The sequence below is a fragment of the Mesorhizobium sp. M0772 genome, from assembly GCF_040320135.1.
In the GTDB taxonomy this organism is placed as follows: domain Bacteria; phylum Pseudomonadota; class Alphaproteobacteria; order Rhizobiales; family Rhizobiaceae; genus Mesorhizobium.
This window is the reverse complement of the sequence record NZ_JAMYPB010000019.1, coordinates 84,568-107,776: the sequence shown is the minus strand read 5'-3', so window position 1 is coordinate 107,776 and position 23,209 is coordinate 84,568. Positions and strand designations below refer to the sequence as shown.

Sequence of the window (23,209 nt, the reverse complement as noted above, 5' to 3'; positions counted from 1 at the left end):
TTCACCGCCACCTTCACGGCCGACGACGGCTTCGCCGGCCAGGGCTCGGTCTCGGTGACGGCCGGCAGCTACACCGACACCGCCGGCAACACCGGTAGTGCGGGCTCCGACACCGTTGCGATCGACAGGGAGAACCCTACATTTACGGTTTGGACTTACGAGACATCCGGCGGATCGAGCAAAAGGATTGTTGTGACAGGCGTTTCCGACGCGGTCTCTAGCTTTACCATTACCGATGCCGGAACACCGCTCACCTGGGCTTCGATAGTCAAGAACGGTTCCATTTGGACCTTTACAGATATCGCAAATGGGGCGCAGCTCCAAAACCACACGTTGACGGTGACTGCTACGGATCCAGCCGGGAACACGTTCTCGATGACGCATGCAGCTCCCGCCGGCACCTCCGGCGAGCCAATCAATCTCGCCCTCACCGATCCATCGCATGAGGGTGCGCTCATCACCGTCACGGTGAAGGACGTGCCTTCGGGATGGACCATCGACGGTGCAACCCACAACGCCAACGGGAGCTGGACGGTTCAGACCAACGACCTGCACGGGTTGACGGTCACCACGCCTGCCGATTTCACCGGCGCGGCGGTGCTCGACGTCTCGATGAGCTGGATCAACGCCGACGGCACGACGGGAAGCATGTCGGTCTCCGACAATGTCGAGGCCTACGCGCCGGGCTCGCCGATCTTCGCCTGGTCCGGCGACGACGTGCTGACCGGCTCGAGCGGCAACGATCTCTTTGTCTTCTCGCAGCCAATCGGCGACGACACAGTGCACAGTTTCGATGCGGCCGCGGACAAGATCGACCTGATCGGCTATTCCGGCTTTGCGAGCTTCGCCGATGTCCAGGCGCATATGGCCGACGATGCCAATGGCAATGCGGTGATCACGCTTGGCGACGGCCAGTCGATCATGCTTGATAGCGTGCATTCGAGCGCGCTCACGGACGGCAATTTCGTCTTCGACCAGACGCCGGTGGTCAACAATTCAGGCACCATGACGATCGGCGACGGCGCTCTGCTGCCACTGAGCGGCGCGATCAACAACAGCGGCCTCATCTCGCTCGACTCCGTCGGCGGCGATACGCTGCTGCAGATCATCCAGCATGGCGTGACCCTGCAGGGTGGCGGGCAGATCCTGCTCTCCGACAGCGCCGCCAACGTCATCTCCGGCACAGGGCCGGACGTCACTCTGGTCAATGTCGACAACACGATCTCGGGCGCCGGCCAATTGGGCGGCGGGATGCTCAGCCTCGACAACAGCGGCACCATCATCGCCACCGGCTCGAACGCGCTGGTCATCGACACCGGAGGCAGCGTCGTCGTCAATTCGGGAACGCTGGAGGCAACCGGCTCCGGCGGCCTTACGATCACCGGCGGGCTGGCGAATTCCGGCATGATCTGGGCCAATGGCGGCAATATTGCCATTAACGGCCAGGTCACTGGCGACGGCGATGCCACGATCGGCGATCTGTCGAAGCTTGAGTTCGGTGCGGCCTCTTCAACCGACGTCACGTTCGCGGCGGATGCCGCCGGCACATTGCAGCTGGACGATTCCTTCGATTTCAGCGGAAGCATCGCCGGCATCACCAGTGACGACAAGGTGAACCTCGAAGACATCCTGTTCGGCACCGGAACGTCCGCTGCCTATCAGGCGGACCTCGACGGCGCCGGAGGAACGTTGACCGTCACGGACGGCACGCACAACGCCACGCTCCACCTGCTCGGCGTCTACGATGCCCACAGCTTCACACTTGCCGACGACGGCACCGGCAGGACGGTGGTGCAAGTGAGCGACTTTGTGATGTGAACCAAAAGGAGAGCCGCACGGATAGGCGCGGCTCTCCTCATGTTGCGGGCTCCTGATTCAGCTTACGAATTAAGGTTTACGGCAAGAATAGGAAGGGAACCACGTGGCCGATTGGACGATCAGGAGTAGTGTCGGTTCCGGGCGTGGACAGGGGGGCGGTTTTCCGCTGGATATTTGAGTCTCGACAACAAATCTAAGATCGTGAAGGACGCGCTCCGGGCCTGCCGCCGCTATTTTCTCGTTGCGGCGGCATTCAGCCTGGCGATCAATCTGCTCTACCTCGCGTCCCCGCTTTACATGCTGCAGATCTACGACCGGGTCGTCACCAGCGGCAGCGAAACCACGCTGGTGATGCTCACCCTGGTGTTGCTGGCGGCCTTCCTTTCATTGGCCGGCCTCGATCTGGTGCGCGCCTCCATCCTGACGCGTGCCAGCGCGCGGCTCGACCGGTTGCTGTCGGCAAAAGTCCTCGCCGCGTCGGTGGAGACCCCATCGCCGGGCTCCTCGCAAAGCCAGCCGATCCGCGATTTCGACACGTTCAGGCAGGTGATCACCGGCAGCGGCATCCATGCCCTGTTCGACCTGCCATGGTCACCCATCTACATCGGCATCATCTTCCTGCTGCATCCGTGGCTCGGCTTCTTCGCGCTGGGCTGCTCGCTGCTCTTGATCGCCATGGCCGTGCTCAACGAGTATCTCGTGCGTTCGCCGCTGAAGCAGGCCAACGACCTGGCGACGACCAACTACAACTTTACCGAAATGAGCCTCAGAAACTCGGAAGTCGTTCGCGCCATGGGGATGATCGACGGTCTCATCCGCCGCTGGGGGCGCGACCGTAACTTGGCGCTGCGGCGCCAAGCGGAGGCAAGCGATCGCGCCGCCCTCATGTCCGGCCTGATCCGGTTCCTGCGGCTCGCCATGCAGTCGCTGATCCTCGGCCTCGGCGCCTATCTGGTGATCGAGCGGCAGATCACCGGCGGCACCATGTTTGCGGCGAGCCTCTTGCTGGGCCGGGGGCTACAGCCGGTCGAGCAGATCGTCGGCCTTTGGCGCAGCCTGATCCTGGCCCGGGCGGCGTTGGCAAGGGTCGAGAAGCTGGTCGACGGGGGGGCGCTCAACGAAAGATCTTTCAACCTGCCGAAGCCCACCGGCAAGGTTTCGGTCGAGCAGGTCAGCTTTGCAATTGCCAGCCAGCAGAAAGTGCTTCTCCGCGACGTATCATTCCGACTGGACGCAGGCGAGGCGCTGGGAATCGTCGGCCCTTCCGGCGCCGGCAAGTCGACGCTGGCGCGTCATCTCGCGGGCGTCATGCAACCCAGCCGCGGCACCGTCAGGCTGGACGGGGCCGACCTGTCGCAGTGGGGGCACGACGCGCTCGGCGACCACATCGGCTACCTGCCGCAGGATATCGAACTCTTCGCCGATACGGTCGCCGCCAACATCGGCCGCTTCAAGACCAATGTCGACCAGGAGGTGATAGCCGCCGCGCGGCTCGCCGGCGTGCACGAGATGATCATTCGGCTGCCGCAGGGCTACGAGACCCAGATCGGCGAAGGCGGCGCAGTGCTGTCGGGAGGATATCGGCAGCGGATTGCTCTTGCTCGTGCGGTATTCGGGACGCCGAACCTGATCATTCTCGACGAGCCGAGCTCCAATCTCGACGCCGATGGCGACCGCGCGCTGAGCGAGTGCGCGATCGAGCTCAAGCGCCGCGGCAGCACAGTTATCATCGTCTCGCACCGGCCTTCGACCTTGGCCAATGTCGACAAGATCCTTCTGTTGCGCGATGGCGCCGTCGAGGCCTTCGGCATGAGAAACGAGATCGTGGCGCTGCTCCACCAGCGCGCGGCTCCAATGGCGGTGGCAACCCAATGAGCTGTGGCCGGAGAGATCGATGAGCGACGGCGCCCTCACCTACCGGAACCTGTCCGGCGAAACCGGTATCCTGGCCCCGGATTCGATCCGGGTGCCGGCCTGTGTCGGCCTGCTGATCATCATTGCCTTCTTCGGCATCTTCGGCGGCTGGGCGGCTTTTGCCCCGCTTAACGGCGCCGTGCTCGCCGACGCCATCGTCAAGGTGGAAGGCAATCGAAAGAGCGTACAGCATTTCGACGGCGGCACGGTGAAGGAGATCCGCGTCAAGGATGGCGACATCGTCAAGGCAGGCGATGTGCTGGTGGTGCTCGACGACACGCACGCCCGTTCCGAATTCAACCTCTATTCGCAGCAATATGCGTTGTTGCGCGCTACCGATGCCCGCATTCGCGCGGAGCTCGACGGCCATGAGGCAGTCGCCTTTCCGAAGGACATCACCGCTGAGCACCAGGCCTATCTGCAGGACGCGATGGCCAACCAAATTGCCGACCTCGGGAGCCAGCGCGCCTCGATGGCCGGTGCCAAGCAGATCCTGCAGAAACGGATAGCCGAACTCGACGAGCAGATCGATGGAAAGCAGGCGCGCGTCGAATCTTTTCGTGCGCAGCTCAAGTCGACAATTGACGAAAAGGCAGGCCTCAACAAGTTGCTGAAGGCCGGCCTGACAACGCGCACGCGTGTCCTGGAGCTCGACCGCTCCGCCTCCGACCTGCAGGGCCTGATCGACCAGACTCTCGGCGATATAGCCGGAAACCGCCAGAGTAAGGCCGAGCTTGAAAGCCAGATTGCGCAGCTTACCAACGAGCGCCGCGCAAAACTCTCTACCATGCTGATCGACGCCCAGTCCAACCTCGCCGACCTGGTACCGAAAATGTTCGCCGCGCAAGCCACGGTCGACCGCGCCGAAGTGCGGGTGCCCTATGACGGCCAGGTGATGAATCTCACCGTTTTCTCGACCGGCGCGATCGTCGCCCCCGGCCAGACCATCCTGGACATCGTGCCGACTAGGAATTCGTTGATCGTTCAGGCGCAGGTGAAGGTCGAGGACATATCCAGCCTGCGCGCCGACATGACGGCCGAGGTCCGCTTCACGTCCTACAAGCAGCGTTCGATACCGGTCATTCATGGACGGGTCACCCGCATTTCGGCGGATCGCGTCACCGACAGCAAGACCGGGCTTCCCTACTATCTTGCCGACGTAGCGGTCGATCCCGCGGAATTGGCCGCGGCCCCACAGATTGCGCTTTATCCGGGCATGCCGGCGTCAGTCATGATCGTCACCGAGGAACGCACCGCACTGGACTACATTTTAGGCCCGCTGGCTGTGTCGTTCCACTCCGCGTTTCGCCAGAAGTAACGAGCTTCGCGCCCAACATATTCGCGTTTTTTCAATTTGCGGATCGCGGTCCAAGCTAGGTGGCGAGACCCATCTGATTCGATGGTCTGCGCCATCTCCAAGGCCGCCCAACCCGTCCGGGAGCTTATTTCGATTTCTGGCGATAACGGTTGGGCTAGTTCCATGTTGCACGAACTTTCCGGCTCTCTGTCGCTTAAATCCTTTCTTTCCGGGCATGTCTCGGCCCATTCCTTGCTGTGCCTGCAACATGGCTGCAACACAAATTAATATGTTTGTTCGTGTATGTTCGTCCGATCGGCCTCCTCGTCAAGGCAGGCATCGTTGATCTGACCAACTACGATCGCGCTGCCAACTACGGCGCGATGCTCTGGATGACCGCGAAGGTCCAGAGCCCCGAAGGCGAGCAAGCCCAACGATTATGGACTGAGAAGGGTAGCCAGGCGTTCGATGCTGAAGGGCGTGACGAGCGGATGGGACGGCGAACTTACCCACAGTTGGCGCGAGCAGCGGCCGGCACGAAGCCCGAACAGCAGACTTCTCCGGTGCGCCAGCGCCGACGCCGCAGTCAAACGCCCGCGCAGGAAGCTTTCGTCGCTACCGCGCGCACGTTCGTAGAACCAGCGTGACTGACGTTGCATACCGCCCGCCGGGCGCGCCCAGATCGACCCGAAAGCTCCTGCATCCGTCGGTGGAAGGATGATTGGACGAGAAGTCGGCCATGTCGACCTTGTTCTGATTGTTGGCCGACTGGGAGATGCGCGGCGCGATCTCCTCGATGTCACCATCGTCCAGAATCTCGATAATCTTGAGCGGCACTTGGAGGCGGCTCGCGTCCACATCGTCCTTGCGCCACGCGCGGAAGATCGAACCGGTCGTCTGCCGCGCAATCACGCTGATCAGCAATGGCAAGACCTACGTTGAGCCCACAACCACCGCGTCCGTTTCCGCGGTCTGGGCGAGGAGCTGGGACATGGACGAAGGTTTGCTATCTAAGAATTCGATGACTGCTAAGGCACTGAAGCGCAAAAATCGCGATCGTGGTTACCCGGTGGGCAGGCCATTGGAACCAGCTCGCGAATTCAGCGTTTCGAACGGATGATCAGAAGTTGCGCTTACGCCCTTATCCTCGTCCAGGTATCCATGGCGACCGCGCTGGCTACACAGGTGTTCCTGTCGACCGCCGAGGAAGCCCGTAGCTCAGAACTCTCGCTGGCGCCGGCGCCAGGCGAAGAGGGATGCGCCAAGGCGATGTGGCCCAATATTCCGGAACGATGTCTGCAACGAGTCGAGCCGAAGGTGGTGACGCTCGTGCTCACCCAAAACAACTAATGGCGCATGGCGCTTTCTGATATGCAGCTGGCTTGCGCCGCTGGCTGCGCTGCCGCAGCACCAGCAACGGTCCGTTAAGCCTCGCTCAATCTCTGCAAGCTATCTTGTTGCCAGTTTGTCGAGGGTGACATGAAGCGCAAGTCGATAATGCTCTTTGCCTTCCCAGCTCTGATCCTGCTGATCTTGGCAGGGGAGCGCATGGCGACTTTCTTGCTGGGAGCACATCCGGCCAGTCCCGCAATGTGGCGGATCTGGCTTGAACTAAGGCCGCTGTCGACGATGTTCTGGCAACAGGTCGATCTTTATCTCGGGTCGTCGATGGTCCTTGATGCCTTGATGCTGGCCGCCGCGTCGATGGTTTGCTGGATGGCGTGCCGCACAAGAAGGTCGGCCGCGTTCTTCTTCCTTGCCAACCACGTCGCCCTGCTTTTCGCCGGGTTGATGATCGCTGTCACCAGCCATTCCGAAACAGCCAGCACGATCGCCTCTTTCACGGTACCCGGCGGCCTTCCGTTCCAACTAACGGTCGATTTCACCTTGAAGAACAGCCTTGTGCTGTTTCTGGGCGTGACGGCATGCGCCTACTGCCATGTCATCTTCCTCAGCGAAACCCGACAGCGGGCCGAAGCGCTGGCCGCTAGGCTCGTTGCTCTGCAGCGAGATCTCTAGGATAGCCCACCTTTTTCCAGCGCTAGTTGATCTTTCGGTAGTAAACCTTGCCGTCGGCCTGCTCTATGCGCTGGTAGTTGGAGCTTGGGGCGGGGGCTGCAGCTGCAATCCTCCTTTTGGGCGGACGCGGTGTATCGACGACGCTGGGCTCGGTCGCGTCTTCACCATCGAGAACAGCAGGCGCCTCCGCCATGCTGCTGGTCGTGTCGACGGAAGGTTCCGCTGCGCTCGACGTGATTTCGTCATGGACAATAGGCTGGTTCCGTTCCAGCCGGGCTATGCTCCGGTTGATTTCGCCAAAGCTGCTCTGCAGTTGAGTGTCCAGTTTTTCAAATCGGCTCTGAAAACCGTTGTTGACCGTATCCAACCGGCTGCCGATTCGTTGTTCGAACGTCCCGAGTTGTTCCAGGCGCCCTTCCAGAAAGCGCACATCGCTGATGCCGCGGTAGAGATAGACTGCGGCTATTATGTTCACGAAGGTGAGCAGGGACGTGCCGATGATGACAGCGCTGACAATGCTTCTGTCGCTCGGTTTCACAACGGCAGCTTGCTCTCCAATGTGGGTTGCTGTCCCAATCTCGATTGCCGGCATGTCCGGTTCGCTGATCATCGTCATTGAACCACCACCTTTGCGCCGATCGCGACGCGCTTGAAGAGATCGATCACATCGGTGTTGGTAAGGCGAAAACACCCCGATGTTCCGTCGAAGCCAACACCCTTGGGATCGTTGGTTCCGTGTATCCGATAGAGCGTGTCACGCCCGTCCCGAAGCAGATAGAGCGCCCTGGCGCCGAGTGGGTTGTAGGGACCGGCAGGCACCATTTGCGGCAGGTCCGGCTGGCGGGCGCGCATTTCGCGGGGTGGGCGCCATTCCGGCCATTCGGTCTTCGCCCCCACCTTGACGACCCCGGTCCAGCCAAATCCGTCGCGTCCGACGCTGATCTGATAGCGAAGCGCCTGGCCCTGTCGGGTCACCAGGTAAAGCGCTTTCTCGCCCTTGCGGATAATGATCGTTCCGGGTTGTTCCGTGGTTTCAAAGGCGACGGTCTTGCGCAGGCTGGGGCCCATTGCCGGCAGCGGCGGCCGATCCGAAAGTGCCGATCGCGCGCTGGCGGAGTCCTGGACCGACATCGCCAGCGCCATGCCGATGGCGCAGACCAACCCAAGGACGATCCGATACCTATTTGGCAGCAGCGTCATCGAGCCGCTCTTTGAACATCCGCTTCAGGTCCTTGTTGAAGCGCGCACGCCCATCCACCTCGGCAGGCAGGATAGCACGGTTCAACGCATCGGTGAGGAGCGCATTGTCCAGCGCGACCGACTTGATGTGCGGCGCCTTGAAGATCTTTTCCAGCTCGCTGCGCGAAAAGTGGTTGCCGAACCATTTGCGCTTGTGCTTGTTGGCCACCAGCGTGATGCTGACAGCATTACCACGCAACTCACGGATCTTCTTGTAGAGCCGTTTGCCTTGCCGCAGCGAGGCGACGTTGAGTTCGAAGACGATGAAGATCTCATCGCTCGTCGACAGCACGGAATTGTGCCAAGGCGTCTCGATGTTCGGCAGGTCGATGACGATGTCGTCAAACCGGTAGGCGACGAGGTCCAGCAGCCGGAAGACAAAATCACTGCCCTGCGGTTCGAAAGGCAATTGCGGCCTCTCGAAGGAATAGAGCGTCAGCCCGGACGGGCGCGAGAGCTTGATGACATCCATCAGCTCGACGTCGAGCCTCTCCGGCTGGCCGATGATGCCGCCGAGGTCGAACTGGTTGAACTGGTTGAGATAGGCGCCGCAATTGGCGCTCTGGAAATCTAGGTCGACCAGACAAGTGGAAGCCGCCCGCTCTTTCGACTTCGATGACAGGAACTCGGCCGCCGAGAGAGCGAGCGTCGTCGCGCCGGCGCCGCCGCTGGCGCTGATGAAGGTGATGATGCGGCTTTTGGTTCCCTGGTTGCCGGTGTCGTGGAAGGTCACCGCGTTCAGCAGTTCCTTGCCGTCGAGCGGCTTGTGCAGCCAGTCCGAAGCGTTCATGCGCACCAGCACACGCGTCTGCTCCGACGACAGCTCGTCTGAGACCGCGATCAGCGGCACGGTTGCCCAAAGGGCGCGCGCCTCGACGATGCCCGGCCTGCCGAGCAACTCGCCATTGCCGAGGTCGAGGATGACGATGCCGGGGCGCGTATCCGCGGGCGGCCCCCTAAGGAAGTCGCTCGTCTCGGAAACCCTGACGTCGTAGATCGCCAGCGCATCGAGTCGCGTCGCCACATCGCGCTTGAAATTCGGATCCGACGAGAACAGCGCCACCTGCTTTCGCTTGGTCGGTGTAACCTTGGTGTTGATGGCGTTCATGGATACGAGACCTTCATGTCTTCGCCCGTGACCGTGCTCAGCATGGAGGGCATGGTGAGGGAGGTGAACCGTGTCATCAGCCCGCCCAGGAAGAAGAACTGGTAGGTCATGTTCTGCAGGCTGACGGTGATCGTCGGGACCGGGCCGCCCAGCCGTGTCTGGTAGCCGAGGCCAGTGGCGGCATATGTGATGACGACATTGCTGCGCAGCAGGCCGGGGAAGAAATGGCACATGCCTAGCCGCATGGTGGCCCGCTGGGCTGCCGTGATGTCCGGACAGTCGTCGTTGTTGGTGACAGCCGTGTCGCCCCGGAATATGCGGCTGAAATCGGTGGCGTTGAACGTGCCGCCGTTGCTGCAAGCGCCCGTGGTTCCGGTGTATTTGCAGACGAAGGGGCCATACGCGCCGGCGATAACCGGCGCGCCTGGCGTCGTGGTGGGTGCGGCAGCGGTCAGATTGGTTACGACGGGATCGGAGATCGATGCCAGTCGTGCACCAATTTGGACCGCTTTGGTTGCAGCATTCCATTGGTAGAGCGCATAGCCGAAATCCACGAAGCCCAGCGTCAGCGTAAACAACAGCGTCGAAACGATGGCCATTTCCACCGCCGCCGCGCCGTCCTCCGATTTTGCAAAACGCCTGATCATCTTCAGAACCGGATCAACCGCTCCTCGTGAAATCCTCCCAAAGTGATCGGGCCGAGGCCAAACAGCGACAGCATACCGATGTCGCTATAGGGATAGGATGCTGTAGCCCTGACGATGCAGACCTGCGCAACAGTGGAGCGGTATTCGGTGACGCCGGCAACGACGGCGTCATGACAGTCAGCGATAGCAGCAATTGTCACCGTCGCGTTGTTGGATGCGCCCCCAGATTTCTGCCAGCCACTGATGCGCGGGTTGCCTGTGCCTCCCGCATTGCCGAAGACCGCTATGTTGGCAGCGATGTCGGCGCAGTTGATCGCCGCAAGCCCAGCATCGGTGTACATCTTGCTGTTGCAGCGCGCGCCGAAGCGGGCTGCGTCCGAAAGTCCTGCCTCCATCAGCAGTTTGTCATGGATCAGGTTGCCGAATTCGAACACGCCCGCCGACAGAAGCAGCAGCACCGGCGCGATCAATGCCATTTCGACAAGTGCGGTACCACGCCGGTCGCGTCGAAATCTGTCGAGGTGACGGAACAGGAGGCTGATCATCGCCATCACCGGTAAAGCTGGGCTTCGTCGCGCAGGTAGTTGTCGAGCGTACCGCTACCGCCCCTGCCTGTGATGTCGACGAGTTCCACCATGATATCCTTACCGTCGATGATCGGCTCTGTGATAAAGAAGCTGGCAAATCTCCTGGCCGGAATGCCCGTCTGGCGGCCGCTGAAATTCATGCCCGACGCCTTGAGCGCATTGCAGTCCAGGATTGCGCCATAAAGCAACCGGCGGTCGGGGATTGAGATCGGGGTGCCGGCCCCGGCAGGAGGCGTGCCTTTTTCGCCGCCAACGGACGCGTCCGAAACGACGTTGTTGTCGATCTCGTAGCGATACACTTCATACCGCGTCGGGAGATCGGCGCCAGTGCCGGACAAAGCCGCCGGCACGGTGCGTGTCGGATGATTGGCGGCCCAGTAGCGCGCGAAGTTCCAGTCGCCGGCGCCCATGCGGCCACCCATCAAGGTGCAGTTGCCGGCGATCTGACACGAGTCGCGCTCCAGCCCGATGCCTTTGGTCGGGTCTGTTTGGTAGTCGACCTTGTTGTCCTTGACAAATTGATCCCAGTTTATGGCACCCTTGCGCACATTGACCCCAGGCCCGTCCGAGAACGATGACGCGTCGATGCCGAAGCGCGAGTTGATGCCATCTTTCACCGGACCGGAATTCTGTCCCGGTTCCGTGTCGACGCCATCGCGCGAATAACAATTCTGTGGCTTGGAGTCGGCTAGCATCCTTTCGAGCTGACTGGCGCCGTTGCCGAAAGGCGAAGCCAGGAAAGCGAAATTGCCTGGAAAGTAAGACCCGTCTCCGCGCAGCTTGATCTGGCGACGACGGTATTGCCTGGTTTGCGCTGCCTGCTCCAGCGTGACGCCGCCGGTGATGCTTGTATCCTCATACGGATTGCACATGAAAACGGGCGTGTACTCGCAAACACCCGACGTGAAGCCCGCGACGGAAACTGCACCGACACTGAATGAACCGCTCGCCGAACTCGACAGGAACGAGACCGGGAAAAAGGCGCTGAAGCCGGTCGGTGCGACCGTGACTTGAATGAATTTGGTCTCATCTTCGCCAATGGCAGGATCGGAATTGGCAAGATAAGTTGCCTGGTTGACCGTCGTTATCTTCGTACCGTCGGCGGCGGGGATTGCCTTCAGGAAACACCAGGAGATGTTCCCTGAATTGTTGCATCTGAGCGCTCCTCCCGGTTGCCCGGAGGTCAGGGTGAACCGGCCCGAATTCGAGAAATTGCTTTCATTGTCGACCAGCGTCGCCATGGCGCGCTCGGCTCTTGCCCAGGAACCAGGCAGGCCATCGAGCTCTGCGGCCCCAGCCAACGAAAAGGCGTCAGCCGCCTTCTGCAGATCATTGTGGAGATTGTTGACCCGGCTCGCGTCGATCACCAACAGCGAGAAGCCGACGATCGCCGGCAACATGATGCTGACCAGGATGAGTGCTATACCCCTCTGATCGTGCCAGAACGCGCGAACAATTCGCAACATGGCGTTACTCTTAGCTCCCCTGGCCCCAGAACCCCTCGTTCGTCTGGCGCGTATAAAACCGCATCCTTCTGTTTAGTTCGTGGTCGGCGTGCCGACATTCACCGTAATCGCTGGCGGTGGCGGCGGTGGCGGCGGAAATTTGTAGTTGCGCGCAACAAGCGCACCCCGCGTGCCGTCACCTTCGATATGTGTGTTCTTCGCGTTCGGATTGAACGGATCGACCGTCTGCAGCAGCGAATTGTATTTCTGCGTATCGCCGGCGGCCAGGGTCACCGAGTCGTAGTGGTTCAGATAGTCGGCGGCGCAGCCCGATAGTGCACCGGCGCACAGAATGAGGATCACGACGCTATTTCTTGACATAGAGCATCTTGTCCTTCGATTTGAAGTCCAGCATGTGGCCATAGGGGCCGGTCACTCCGTCGCCCGTTTCGTATTTTCGGATCATATCCTTGTTCACCTCAAGCTGGCCGAGCACGAAGAACTCCGGATCGTTGGCCGGCCGTGTCTTGTCGAACGGCGTCGCCAGCTGTTCGCCGGGCTTCACCGGCCGCACGACATGCGGCGTGACGATGACGACCAGTTCGGTCTCTTCCTTCTGGTTGCTCGAATTGCGGAACAGCGTCCCGATGACCGGAACCTGGCCGAGCCACGGCACCTGGTTTTGCAGCTTGATGGTCTTGCTCGACAGCAGCCCGCCGACCGCGAAGCTCTGGCCATCGCGCAGTTCGACGACGGTATCGAGCTTGCGGTTGGTGAAGATCGGGTCGCCGGCGGTGGTGAAACCCGTGAGGTCACTCACTTCCGGCGCCAGCTTCATATGGATCTTGCCGTCGTCGAGTACGACCGGCGTGAACAGTAAATTAACGCCGAATTGCTTGTACGTGATGGTTATCTGGCCATCATTCCCGACGACACGGATAGGCACTTCGCCGCCGGCGTTGAAGCTGGCTGGCTCACCGGACAAGGTGGTGAGATTGGGTTCAGCCAGCGTGCGCACAACCCCCTTGGCCTCAAGCGCTTCAATGATCAGGTCGACCTTGATGTTGCTGTCAATGACGCGGGTGATCAACGCTGCGAAGGGATTGCTGGTCGACAGTAGACCGCTGAGCAGACCGCCCGGGCCAAGCACTACGTTATCTTTGTCGGCGGCGGCGATGCCCGTTCCTGTACGGGTTGTGCCGCTGCCATTCGTGCTTTTGATCGACACGCCAAGATCCCTTCCGGCATTGCGCTTGGCTTCCAGCACGCGGACCTCGAGATTGACCTGCTGGCTATCATCCACAATGACGGAATTGATGATGGCGTCGGGACCATATTGCTGCGCCACTTCCATGATGGATGCCAGCGTGGCGCCGTCCTTGACATGGCCGCCGAGCCTGACCTTGCCGTTGATCGAACCGATCTCGATGCGCGCCCGAGGCGCCACCTGCCGGATCGCTTGCGCCATGTCGCTGACGTCAACGCCGACTTCGATCTGGATGACGCCGAGTGAGCGCTTCTCAGGGGAGAAGAGATTGACCGTGGTGGTGCCGGCGCCCTTGCCGATGACATAGAGCGTGCGATCGGTCATCGGCTGAGCATCGGCGATCTTCTCGTCGCCGACGACGATATCGCCCAGATTGGCGCTCACCTGGAGCGTCACCGACTGTGACATCGGCAGGAAGATGCGATGGACGCTGGGGTTCGATACGTCGATGTAACGGTCGGCTGCTTCAGCCCCAAGGCTGGAGGTCAGCAGCGCAGCCAAACAGGACAGCGCGGCCGCCACTATCCTTACCCGAAACCCTTGCATCCGTATCTCCCCACTGCTGCCGATAGCAGCTCCAATGCGCCGCGCATTGTTATCTCTGTCGCGGCACTTCATAGGATTCGAGCTTCACACCCCGAAAGACCCCGACCGTCGCCAGCTTTGGCGGCTCCGGCTGAACATACTTGACCACTTCCTTGGCGACCTCCTGCGGGGCCGCCGCGACGACCGGCTTGACCTTGCTCAACTGGTCGAGCTGGCTTCCGACTCTCTCCACGGCCTGTGCCAACCCGGCAATCTTGTCGTCCGCGCGCTTACGGTCCGCGGCGGCCGCGGCATCGGCTGCGGCCTTCCTGTCGAGTTCGGCCTGCCTGGCTGCGACGTCTGCCGGCGTTTCGGCAGTCAGGTCCGATACCGTGACGCGTTCGGTCGTCTCGCCCTTGCTCGCGGCTGCTTGGCGCAACGCCAGTGACAATTGCCCGGCGCCGGCGGCCAAGGTAAGCTTCTGTGCATCCTTGGTGCTGACTTCAAGCGTTACGGCTTTGACGACCGTGGGGCTGTCCTTGCTCTCATCGGCGACCTGGTCGACGGCGAGCACCTTCATGCTCTGCAACAATACGTCGACAAAACTCTGGTCCACACCGTCGGCATTGCGCACCGTGCGTGTCAGCAAGACATCGACACGGTCGCCGGGGAAGACGAATCCGGCAACGCCAAGCACGTCGTTGACCCTGATGGAAACGGCTTTCATGCCTTCGCCGAGCACTGCCGAAAGCGTGGCGCGCTGGCCGGGGCCGGTGATCTTGGTGGCGAGAATTGGTTCGTTGACGCCGATCGCCTGCAGCGCCTGCTTCGAACCTTCTCCGTCCAGCAGGTCCTTTGTTGTCTTGAAGGCGCCAGTCGGAACCGCGCCCGTCGGCCACGCGACCTCGCGCAATTTGTCGGCGGACAGTGTGTCACCAAACTTCAGCGCCACTGACGCCACGACGACCGTATCGCGAGGGACATCGCCTGTCTTTGCAATGGCACTGCGCTGGTTGGCCAGCCAGATGTTGGCGAGCACAACCGCCAGCACGCCGAACACGCCGGCGAGAATGATCATTATGATTGTATTTGCGCGCATGACCCCAACCCCAGGAAGGCTTGTTGCTCAGCCGCCTTGTCCGGCGGCTAAATCTCAGGCCCGGACCCCCTGTCCGGGCCTGAGGATAGCGCGAGTGATCAGCTACCCGAGCCACCCACGGCGCAACTGCCAGGTCCAGCATTCAGACCAACGCAGAGAGCGGTGAAACGTCCGGTCACCCACAAACCGATGCCGACGATGATCAGAATAGACGCGGTGGCGATAATGCCGACCAGGATGGAATATTCGACCATAGCAGCGCCGTTGTCGTCGTCGCGGAACTGCCGGGCCATCGTCATGAGCTTCTTCATGTCAATTTCTCCCCTTTGGAGTTGAACCCGACGAGACAGAGCCAAGGATGAACCCCATACCCAAGCATCCCCCGTCACCTCAATCGTAGGTCCCGCGAAAAAGCAGAGTCAAACAGATTAACAATTCGTTTACCTTCCAATATCTGAATCTGAGCGGCTTCAATTCGGACAAGAGCTTGATTCGATTAATTTTTCAAGCCGCTTTAACCATTCGTTCACAATTATGCCACACCCCGGGTAAACGGGCCCTTATATTAGCTAAGATGCATAATCCTTTATATCTAAGGGCTTATGGCACTCATTCGGCGCCACAGCGCTTGTCACGATGGGAAATGTTTCGTGAGTTGAGGCCGGCGTCTGCTTGCACATGCAGAGTTTCAAAATAAAACGATTTTTTTTGGTCTGGCTCTTTAATTTCGGCAAAGTAACGGGATGCGCCATTGTGTCCTGCGGCCTACCCCCTTAGTTCTATCGATATGGGCTTGCTGGCTCGGCTTTGAGACGTCGCGCGTCGGGACCAGCTGAACGAACATGGCCTGCCAGGCGCCATATCAGCAAGGTGGCCAAAATCGAGACATAGCCGTCGACGGCGTAGTGCCAGCCGAAATAGACGGACCCGAACATGATCACGGCGGCGTATGCCCACGCCGCGGCGCCAACCCAACGGTTGAGGCTCCAAAGGAACAGGGCATTCAAGGTGACGATTGCCACATGAAAGCTCGGCATTGCCGATATGCCGCTGCCGACCACGGCTCGATTGGTCGTGTAGGAAGCGTAGAGATAGTCGCTGATTTTCAGGGTATCTGGGCCGGCGTTGCTGTCTTTCAACGCTGACATCAGATCGACGAAGCGCGATCCAGCAAAAATCCGGTCATAGAAGATAGGCCCAGCCGACGAACCTAAAACTCGGAGGCAGAGACCCAGCACGATGGCCATGGTCATCAACGCGACGAAATATCTTTGACGTGCGTCGGGCCGCTCCAGCCAGGCCGCAAGCAGGACAACCATTGCAACCTGTATGATCCAGAACTGGGAATAGAGTATGTAGAGCACCCTATCGATCGGAGCGGGGACCGGCACCGATCGAGTCCATCGCCAGGAATCGCCAAAATGAATGGCCGCGTCGACCCCGGCAAGCCATGGATCGGCAAAGAAAGTGACCATGCCGGACAGGTCGTGCTTGTAGGCCGTGAAGGCCGCGACGCATACCATGAAGATAGCGATGGTCGAGATGGCCCCGATGCCGCGCGAAACCAGCTTCTCGCGTACGAAGCTGAGAGGAGATTTGGGCCTGTTGATCATTCCGGCGACAGCTAGCCCAACAAGCATCATCGGCGGCAGAAGCAAGTAGTAGAGTACCAGGCGAGTGTCGCCGAAAGCCGAAAGGTACGATCGCGGGAAGAGGCATGCCGCGACTGCGGCATACAGCAGGGCAATGCATGCCAGTTTGGCAGATGGGGCGAGGCGGGGACGGATTGCGGAGTGTTCCGCTAAGTCAGGCGCCATTTCCATTTTCGGACTGGCTTCTTCTTGATCATTGGAAGCGGTGGTGGGTCATAGGTGACAGCCTGCGACTTGGCCGGTGTTGTCACATAGCGTTCAATGCCGACCGCCGACGATCCGATAATCGCGCCTGCAAGGACTATCAGGACTATCTGCCTATCGAACATTGGACGCCCCCGTTCGCGGATACATTAGCGGTCCCCGGTTAATGATATGTGGCGTCGATCTCTGAGGCGGCGGCGTACAATCACATCTGCGCCGGCTGTTTTCCCGCGGACTGATGGCGGTTTCGGCGTCCGCTACATTGTTGCCAAGAGACGGGCCAAGGATGAAATCCATACTCATGCATCCCGGCATCACCCGGAGCCTAGGTCGTACGAAAAAGCAAAGTCAAACCGATTAACTGTTTGTTGGCCTTCAAATACCTGAATATTGAGTTCCGGGGCCAATTTAACTCTAGCGAGAGCTTGATTTGGCTTTTTTCCAAGCACCGTGAACCTTTCATTCACCATGTGACCGCATCTACGGCGAAAAGCGAGTCAATTTAGCGAATCAGCATATTCATTTATATCTAGTGGCTTACGACCATCTCCCACTTGTATGCGTTCGTTGCGATGTGAAATATTCCGTGATGTCGAATAGTCGGGGGTGGTTCGTGATGGCGGCCGAGCGCAGCGTTGCAACAAAATCGATTTTTTTGCGCACCGGCTTTAACTATGTTGTAAGTAATAAGCGTCCACCGCCTCGCTCGACGCTTGTGCCTCTCTTGGTTAACGCTTAGTTTCTGATCCTGGGGAATTTCAGGGGGGGCTTGAGCGATGTTGGGCCGCTTTATCAAAGGACCAAATGAGCCGCGGGCAGAAGCGCCGCCACTGATCGCTGTGGCGGTGTCAAATGCGACACCGATCCCGGCGCCAGACTTTGAACAACATGGCGACGATTTCCTGACGCTCAAGGTCGAGATCCACCGCCATCTGATCGACCGCTTCAATCTGGCCGCGCTCGAAACGGCAACCAAGGACGAGATCCTCAACGAAATCAGGCCGATCGTGCGGGAATTTGTCCGCATTCGAAACGTGCCGCTGAATGCACGTGAACTTGATCAATTGACCAGCGACACCGCCGACGAGATGCTTGGCCTGGGGCCAATCGAACCGCTGCTCAAGGACGACTCCATCGCTGATATCCTGATCAACACGCACAACCGAGTCTTCATTGAGCGGCGCGGCGTGATCGAGGAAACTCCGATTCGTTTTCGTGACGAGGCGCATCTGCTGCGCATCATCAACAAGATCGTTTCGGCGATCGGCCGCCGTGTCGATGAATCCGCGCCGATGGTCGACGCCCGCCTGGCAGACGGGTCGCGCGTCAACATCGCGGTGCGGCCGATCTCGGTGGATGGCCCGCTGGTCTCGATTCGAAAGTTCTCAAAAAATCCCTACTCGCTCGAACGCCTGATGGCATTCAACTCGATCCGTCCCCCCATGATCGACTTGCTCCGGATCGCCGTGCAGTCGCGCAAATCCATCCTGGTTTCGGGCGGCACCGGCAGCGGCAAGACGACCTTGCTCAACGCGTTGTCCAGCTACATCCCTTCGAAGGAGCGCTTGATCACCATTGAGGATGCAGCTGAACTGCAATTGCAGCAGCCGCATGTCGGCCGGCTGGAGACGCGCCCACCCAATACCGAGGGCAAGGGTGAGGTTCGCCAGCGCGAGCTGCTCAAGAATGCACTGCGCATGCGACCCGACCGCATCATCGTCGGCGAGGTGCGTGGCGAAGAAGCCTTTGACATGCTGCAGGCCATGAACACCGGCCATGAGGGGTCGATGACCACCATCCATGCAAACACGCCGCGTGATGCGATATCGCGCCTGGAACAGATGGTCGGCATGGCCGGAATGCCGATGACCCATGATGCCATCCGGGCGCAGATCGCATCCGCCATCGACATCATCGTGCAGACGCAGCGTCTTTCCGATGGCGGCAGGCGGGTTGTCTCCGTATCCGAACTGACCGGCATGGAAGGCAATGTCGTCCAGCTCCAGGAAATCTATCATTTTGTCCGGCGTGACGTCGCAGCCGACGGCACCATCATCGGAGATTTTCGGGCAACGGGTGTCCGACCGCGCTTTGCCACGGAAGCGGCTACGCTGGGACATCATTTCGCTAAGGATGCATTCAATCCGCAGGTTGCGCTGTGATGCTGACCGGACAGACCCTGCTTTATTTCGTCTACGTATTGGCAGCCGCCTCGGTGATCCTAGCGGTCGAGTCTCTCTACGTGTCGTATTCCGCGCGGTATGCAAGGGTCGGAGTTATCAATCGCCGACTAAAGCGGCTCGAAGAGGAGGGGCCGGCAGAACAGACACTGCAAGGTCTTTTGCTCGAGCGAGGCCTGACCAACACCGGCGACTACCTTTTCGGAGCAGTAGGCTTAAACAGGCTTTATACGCAGTCGGGTACCACGGGGAATCCAATCCTCTTCGCAACAATCTTTCTGTTAGCGGGAGCGGTTGCAGGGCTTCTCCTCTGGTTACTGACCGCCCTGCCGGTGGTTCTGGGGATTGTGGCCTTTTTCGTCATCGGCTTCGTGCTGCCCTTGCTGGTTCTACGGCGAGCGCGCAACAGGCGAATCCGCAAATTCGCCCAGCAACTTCCTGACGCTCTTGACATGATCGTACGGTCGCTGAGGGCCGGTCATCCGGCATCGGTGGCAATCAGCTTGGTTGCACGTGAGATGCCCGACCCGCTCGGAACCGAATTCGGCATCGTGTCCGACGAGATCACTTTCGGTCTCAGCCTTGAGCAGGCGGTACGGAAGTTGTCGGAGCGGGTCGGCTTCGAAGGTTTGCATTTGCTGTCGGTCTCACTCTCTATCCAATCCAAGACCGGCGGCAATCTCACCGAAATTCTGGGAAATCTTGCGTCGGTCCTGCGTGAACGGCAAAAACTGCGCTTGAAGATCAAAGCGCTTACGGCGGAAGGCCGAATGTCGGCCTGGATCATATCCTTGTTTCCCGTGGTGATGTTCCTGGCGCTTCAGGTCACCGCGCCCTCCTACTATGGCACCGTCTGGAACAATCCGCTTATGTTGCCGGCGATGACAATTTCAGCGGGCTGGGCGCTGTTGGGCGACTACATGATGTATCGAATGGTCAACTTCGATATCTAACGGGGCGAAGCACAGATTTGTTCGCGAACATGCAGGACCTGAGTTTTTTGATCTCCATTGCGGTGTTTTTGACCGCGGTGGCCCTGTTCCTTTTTGGAGCGCTCATCTTTCTTCCGGCGCTGCAGACGCGAAAGCTGGTGGCGCAGAGCCTTATTGCCGAAGGCATTGCTGACCGCCGGTCTTTGCTGGGACAGGAGAAGCTCGCGAGGATCGCTGCCCAGCGTCCGATCGAAGCCTATTTCCGCTCTGTCGAGAAAGCGCGCGGAGAGCCGAATGCATTGGAAGCCAAGCTTTTCCGTGCTGGTTTCTATAAAGCCAGTTCGCCGCTGCTCTATACGTTGTCGCGACTTGGCGTGGTGTGTTTTGGCTTCCTGGCTTGCTACGCGATTTTGTCTCGGGTCCTGCCGCCCACCTTGCCGAGTTTCCTAGCTTTCATCGGATCCGCTCTGTTCGGTCTCGCCTGCCTGGTGATTCCAAGCGTTATGCTGGATCGCTTCGAGAGGGGGCAAAAGCAGGTTTACCAACGCGGCTTTCCCGACTTCATGGACATGATGATCACCTGCGCCGACGCCGGCATGAGTTTGGAGGCGGCTGTCGAGCGCGTCAGCCAAGAACTGGCCGGTACCCATAAATGGCTGGGTATTCAGCTTTCGATCATGAATTTGCAAATGCGCGCCGGCAAGCCGATGCGGGATGCGCTGCGTGAACTCGCCGACCGCCTGGGACTTGATGAGGCGCGGACTTTGGCTGTGCTTTTCAGGCAGTCAGAGGAACTTGGCACCAGCCTGACCGAAGCTTTGCGAGTTTATAGCGACGAGATGCGAAGCGCGCGGATCTTTCGCGCCGAGGAACGCGCCAATTCCTTGCCGGTCAAAATGATGGTCCCGTTGGGACTCTGTGTCTTTCCCGTTGTGCTCATGGTCATCCTATTGCCTGTGATCATTCGCATGAGGGGCGTTTTCTTCTAAAGTCGTATATGCTTTGGTTCTAAATAGAGTCTGAGACTCTCGGGAGAGAAGATGAGAAGGCCAATGCGCCTTGCAACGGCCGCCAGTTTGCTGGCCGTCATGCTTGCTGGCTGCCAGACGAACGGGGCTGACGGCACCGATGGTGTCGTTCGCACCAACGAACCATCGAAAGGTGATGTCACGTCCTTCGGCGATGCGTTCGACGGACTGAAGACGGTCGGTGATGTCGAATATTACGCTTCGGACCAGGCCGTCGCCGAGGCCAAGAACCAGTTCCGCGCGGAAAATTACGGCAATGCCGGTGCCTTGTTCTTCAAGGCGACGCAACTGGCCCCCAATGATGGTGGCGCCTGGATGGGACTGGCCGCCTCCTGCGACCGAATTCATCGTTTCGACCTCGCCGACCGGGCCTATGGCCGCGCCTTCAGGCTGGTTGGGGCGACGCCTGAATATTACAACAATGTCGGCTATTCCTATTTGCTGCGCGGCAAGCTGCAGGACGCACGCGCGAATTTCCTCAAGGCCTACGAACTGGCGCCCAACGACCCGACCGTGGTCAACAATCTGAAGCTCCTGTCGTCCAGCGTGCAGAACATCGAGCGGTAGAGCCCCAACATGCTGCTTGCCGCGTCGCTGCTGCTAAAGGCGCTCGCCCTCCCGCTTCTCGCGAGGATTGCATGGCTGGACTTCACGACCCAGAAAATTTCCAATCGTGATGTGGTGCTGCTTTTGTGCATCGGGCTGGGATCGCTGCAGTTCCTGTCGATTCTCTTGGGATCGTGGTGGGACATGGGCCTGAGCGCGCTAGCCGGCCTCGTGCTATTTCTTGCGCTCTTCCCGTTCTGGGCCTTGCGCAAGGTCGGCGCCGGCGATGTCAAGCTGATGGCAGTCATTCCGTTCGTTATCGGCGGAACCGATCTCGTCGTGTTTTCCCTGCTGCTGCTGGTTTTCGCCCTGGGCACGGCCTTGATCGTGAAGAACCCCTTCATGCTGCCTGCCGGTGCCTTTCGCCTTTACGCCGAGCATCTCGATCGCAAGGGTGTTGTGCCGTTCGGCGTGCCGATCTCAATCGCGGCGATCTGCTCGATCGTATTCCACATCGTCAGCCGAGTAACGGGCTATGGCGGTATTGAGAATTTCCTCTGATGCGCAACGGGCTAGCTATTCCACGCCGGCAAGGGGCTGAGCAATAAAAAGCCCGCCACCGTGAGGCAGCGGGTTCTCTTTTGGAAATGATGAGCTGCCTTTTACGGCCGGCCTTCATGGGGCGGGGTTGCGGATGCCTCTGGCCGGACATTCGACGTCATTGAAGCGAGGCACTCCTCCAGACGTTCCAGCCGCGCCTTCTGGCATCGCAGTGTGTGCGCGACGTCATGCAGCCTGGATTTGCCCTGAGAGTTGGCGGCAGCGATCAAGTCTATTTGGAGCCGACTGATCTCGCTCCGCAGATCGCGAGCGTCAGCTTCCATCAGACCCCTGATCCATCCAGCCCCGCGCATTCCAGCACACCATCCACCGAGCCCTGCGTCGCACGATAGCAGCGAGTTTGCTAACAACCATGCCATGAACCTTCTCGAATTTTATGCATTGCTAATATATAAAAAGCCCGCCACCGTCAGGCATCCGGGCAGTTTTTGCCCGTTCGGATCGATCTGTGAGGTTTGTCACAGACGCATCGACGTATCGGCGTAGGCTACGTACAGTTTCCTGCAGCGGTAAAGGGAGTGGTACGATGCTTGTGAACCTTCCTATGCTTGTGAATCTTCCTCTTGTCGCAGTTGGTCCCCTTGCCGATTGGGTCCGTCATCGAGCCGATAGAAGGCGCTGTTGAAGGCAACGGACGAGTTGAGCAAGTCACCAGACGACATGCTCAGCGACATTGGGATTTCCCGTGACGACATCACGACGTTTGCGTTCCGCAGCCTGGCGTCGAGACGTTGGAGCTGAGCAACAAAAAAGCCCGCCACCGTGAGGCAGCGAGCCAAATTAATCGAGAATTAAACTTGGATCTTTCCAGGTTCTGTATCGCGGGAAGCGCCGCCGGTCGCCGAACACCCGGCCGAGGATGCGAATGCAAGAAGATGGCCCTCGTCCGCACACCAGGCAATCGAGAAGGAACGTCTCGTGCAGACTTCCCTTGGCGGCAAAGCGGCCCCCACAGCCTCGCCCGTGATTGTTGCGCCAGGTCATGGTTTGCGGATGACCGCCTCCAAACATGGCGACCACAACGCACCCGTCCTCCAGTTCCGCGTCTGGATCAATGATAAGGCTTTTCAACCCTAAGCTC

Annotated in this window: 22 protein-coding genes and 1 pseudogene; 11 read left to right on the top strand and 12 right to left on the bottom strand. The window is 59.7% G+C overall.

Annotated features, from left to right (window positions below):
- The 4 genes and pseudogenes from NKI06_RS15415 to NKI06_RS15400 all read left to right on the top strand — a co-directional run.
- Positions 1-1,818, top strand: a pseudogene (locus tag NKI06_RS15415) (beta strand repeat-containing protein); the annotation flags it as partial.
- A 201-nt stretch (positions 1,819-2,019) separates the two neighbouring features.
- Entirely contained in the window at positions 2,020-3,693 is a 1,674-nt protein-coding gene (locus NKI06_RS15410) for a type I secretion system permease/ATPase (RefSeq protein WP_352986060.1), read from the top strand.
- Between the two features lie 19 nt (positions 3,694-3,712).
- Positions 3,713-5,050: an HlyD family type I secretion periplasmic adaptor subunit gene (locus tag NKI06_RS15405; protein WP_352986058.1), complete on the top strand. Its 1,338-nt coding sequence runs from the start codon at positions 3,713-3,715 to the stop codon at positions 5,048-5,050.
- 278 nt (positions 5,051-5,328) lie between these two features.
- Positions 5,329-5,676 carry a conjugal transfer protein TraD gene (locus tag NKI06_RS15400; protein ID WP_352841295.1) on the top strand — a complete coding sequence of 116 codons (348 nt, stop codon included), beginning with the start codon at positions 5,329-5,331 and terminating at the stop codon, positions 5,674-5,676.
- Here the strand turns inward: NKI06_RS15400 and NKI06_RS15395 are convergent.
- Positions 5,645-5,953: an AIPR family protein gene (locus NKI06_RS15395; protein WP_023741151.1), complete on the bottom strand. Its 309-nt coding sequence runs from the start codon at positions 5,951-5,953 to the stop codon at positions 5,645-5,647. The genes NKI06_RS15400 and NKI06_RS15395 overlap by 32 nt on opposite strands.
- 237 nt (positions 5,954-6,190) lie before the next feature.
- On the opposite strand from NKI06_RS15395, the gene NKI06_RS15390 reads away from it, so the two are divergent.
- Complete coding sequence (locus NKI06_RS15390) at positions 6,191-6,379, top strand: hypothetical protein (RefSeq protein ID WP_156931615.1); 189 nt, start codon at positions 6,191-6,193, stop codon at positions 6,377-6,379.
- 129 nt (positions 6,380-6,508) lie between these two features.
- Positions 6,509-7,048 carry a hypothetical protein gene (locus NKI06_RS15385; RefSeq protein WP_023738785.1) on the top strand — a complete coding sequence of 180 codons (540 nt, stop codon included), beginning with the start codon at positions 6,509-6,511 and terminating at the stop codon, positions 7,046-7,048.
- A gap of 22 nt (positions 7,049-7,070) precedes the next feature.
- Here NKI06_RS15385 and NKI06_RS15380 read toward each other — a convergent pair whose 3' ends face one another.
- The 11 genes from NKI06_RS15380 to NKI06_RS15330 form a co-directional block, all read right to left on the bottom strand.
- A complete protein-coding gene (locus tag NKI06_RS15380; RefSeq protein ID WP_352986056.1) occupies positions 7,071-7,664 on the bottom strand; it encodes a hypothetical protein in 594 nt (197 codons plus the stop codon).
- A complete protein-coding gene (locus NKI06_RS15375; protein ID WP_502900594.1) occupies positions 7,661-8,191 on the bottom strand; it encodes a L,D-transpeptidase in 531 nt (176 codons plus the stop codon). The genes NKI06_RS15380 and NKI06_RS15375 overlap by 4 nt, the downstream gene beginning before the upstream one ends.
- A gap of 37 nt (positions 8,192-8,228) precedes the next feature.
- Positions 8,229-9,395 carry a CpaE/TadZ family protein gene (locus NKI06_RS15370; protein ID WP_352986052.1) on the bottom strand — a complete coding sequence of 389 codons (1,167 nt, stop codon included), beginning with the start codon at positions 9,393-9,395 and terminating at the stop codon, positions 8,229-8,231.
- Complete coding sequence (locus NKI06_RS15365) at positions 9,392-10,042, bottom strand: TadE/TadG family type IV pilus assembly protein (RefSeq protein ID WP_023738781.1); 651 nt, start codon at positions 10,040-10,042, stop codon at positions 9,392-9,394. The genes NKI06_RS15370 and NKI06_RS15365 overlap by 4 nt, the downstream gene beginning before the upstream one ends.
- A 2-nt stretch (positions 10,043-10,044) precedes the next feature.
- Positions 10,045-10,587, bottom strand: coding sequence for a TadE/TadG family type IV pilus assembly protein (locus NKI06_RS15360; protein ID WP_280790903.1), 543 nt, complete (start codon positions 10,585-10,587; stop codon positions 10,045-10,047).
- Positions 10,588-10,592: 5 nt separating this feature from the next.
- Positions 10,593-12,095, bottom strand: a complete 1,503-nt coding sequence (locus NKI06_RS15355; RefSeq protein WP_352986049.1) for a pilus assembly protein TadG-related protein — start codon at positions 12,093-12,095, stop codon at positions 10,593-10,595.
- Between the two features lie 72 nt (positions 12,096-12,167).
- The gene (locus NKI06_RS15350; RefSeq protein ID WP_352986047.1) at positions 12,168-12,437 is read right to left on the bottom strand and encodes a hypothetical protein; all 270 of its coding nucleotides are present in this window, start codon (positions 12,435-12,437) and stop codon (positions 12,168-12,170) included.
- 4 nt (positions 12,438-12,441) lie between these two features.
- The gene (locus NKI06_RS15345) at positions 12,442-13,887 is read right to left on the bottom strand and encodes a type II and III secretion system protein family protein (protein ID WP_023738777.1); all 1,446 of its coding nucleotides are present in this window, start codon (positions 13,885-13,887) and stop codon (positions 12,442-12,444) included.
- Between the two features lie 49 nt (positions 13,888-13,936).
- Positions 13,937-14,965, bottom strand: coding sequence for a Flp pilus assembly protein CpaB (cpaB, locus tag NKI06_RS15340; RefSeq protein ID WP_352986045.1), 1,029 nt, complete (start codon positions 14,963-14,965; stop codon positions 13,937-13,939).
- 98 nt (positions 14,966-15,063) lie between these two features.
- On the bottom strand, positions 15,064-15,276 hold the full coding sequence (locus tag NKI06_RS15335) for a Flp family type IVb pilin (RefSeq protein WP_023738775.1): 213 nt from the start codon (positions 15,274-15,276) through the stop codon (positions 15,064-15,066).
- Between the two features lie 468 nt (positions 15,277-15,744).
- Entirely contained in the window at positions 15,745-16,788 is a 1,044-nt protein-coding gene (locus NKI06_RS15330; protein ID WP_352986043.1) for a phosphatase PAP2 family protein, read from the bottom strand.
- A gap of 809 nt (positions 16,789-17,597) precedes the next feature.
- On the opposite strand from NKI06_RS15330, the gene NKI06_RS15325 reads away from it, so the two are divergent.
- From NKI06_RS15325 to NKI06_RS15305, 5 genes are read left to right on the top strand one after another with little or no spacing between them, the layout of a single operon-like run.
- Complete coding sequence (locus NKI06_RS15325) at positions 17,598-18,983, top strand: TadA family conjugal transfer-associated ATPase (protein ID WP_352657297.1); 1,386 nt, start codon at positions 17,598-17,600, stop codon at positions 18,981-18,983.
- Positions 18,983-19,954 carry a type II secretion system F family protein gene (locus NKI06_RS15320; protein ID WP_023738771.1) on the top strand — a complete coding sequence of 324 codons (972 nt, stop codon included), beginning with the start codon at positions 18,983-18,985 and terminating at the stop codon, positions 19,952-19,954. Before NKI06_RS15325 ends, NKI06_RS15320 begins: the two co-directional genes overlap by 1 nt.
- Before the next feature lie 17 nt (positions 19,955-19,971).
- A complete protein-coding gene (locus tag NKI06_RS15315) occupies positions 19,972-20,922 on the top strand; it encodes a type II secretion system F family protein (RefSeq protein WP_352986041.1) in 951 nt (316 codons plus the stop codon).
- Positions 20,923-20,973: 51 nt separating this feature from the next.
- The gene (locus NKI06_RS15310; RefSeq protein WP_023738769.1) at positions 20,974-21,528 is read left to right on the top strand and encodes a tetratricopeptide repeat protein; all 555 of its coding nucleotides are present in this window, start codon (positions 20,974-20,976) and stop codon (positions 21,526-21,528) included.
- Positions 21,529-21,537: 9 nt separating this feature from the next.
- The gene (locus NKI06_RS15305) at positions 21,538-22,068 is read left to right on the top strand and encodes an A24 family peptidase (RefSeq protein ID WP_023738768.1); all 531 of its coding nucleotides are present in this window, start codon (positions 21,538-21,540) and stop codon (positions 22,066-22,068) included.
- Positions 22,069-23,209 lie beyond the last annotated feature (1,141 nt).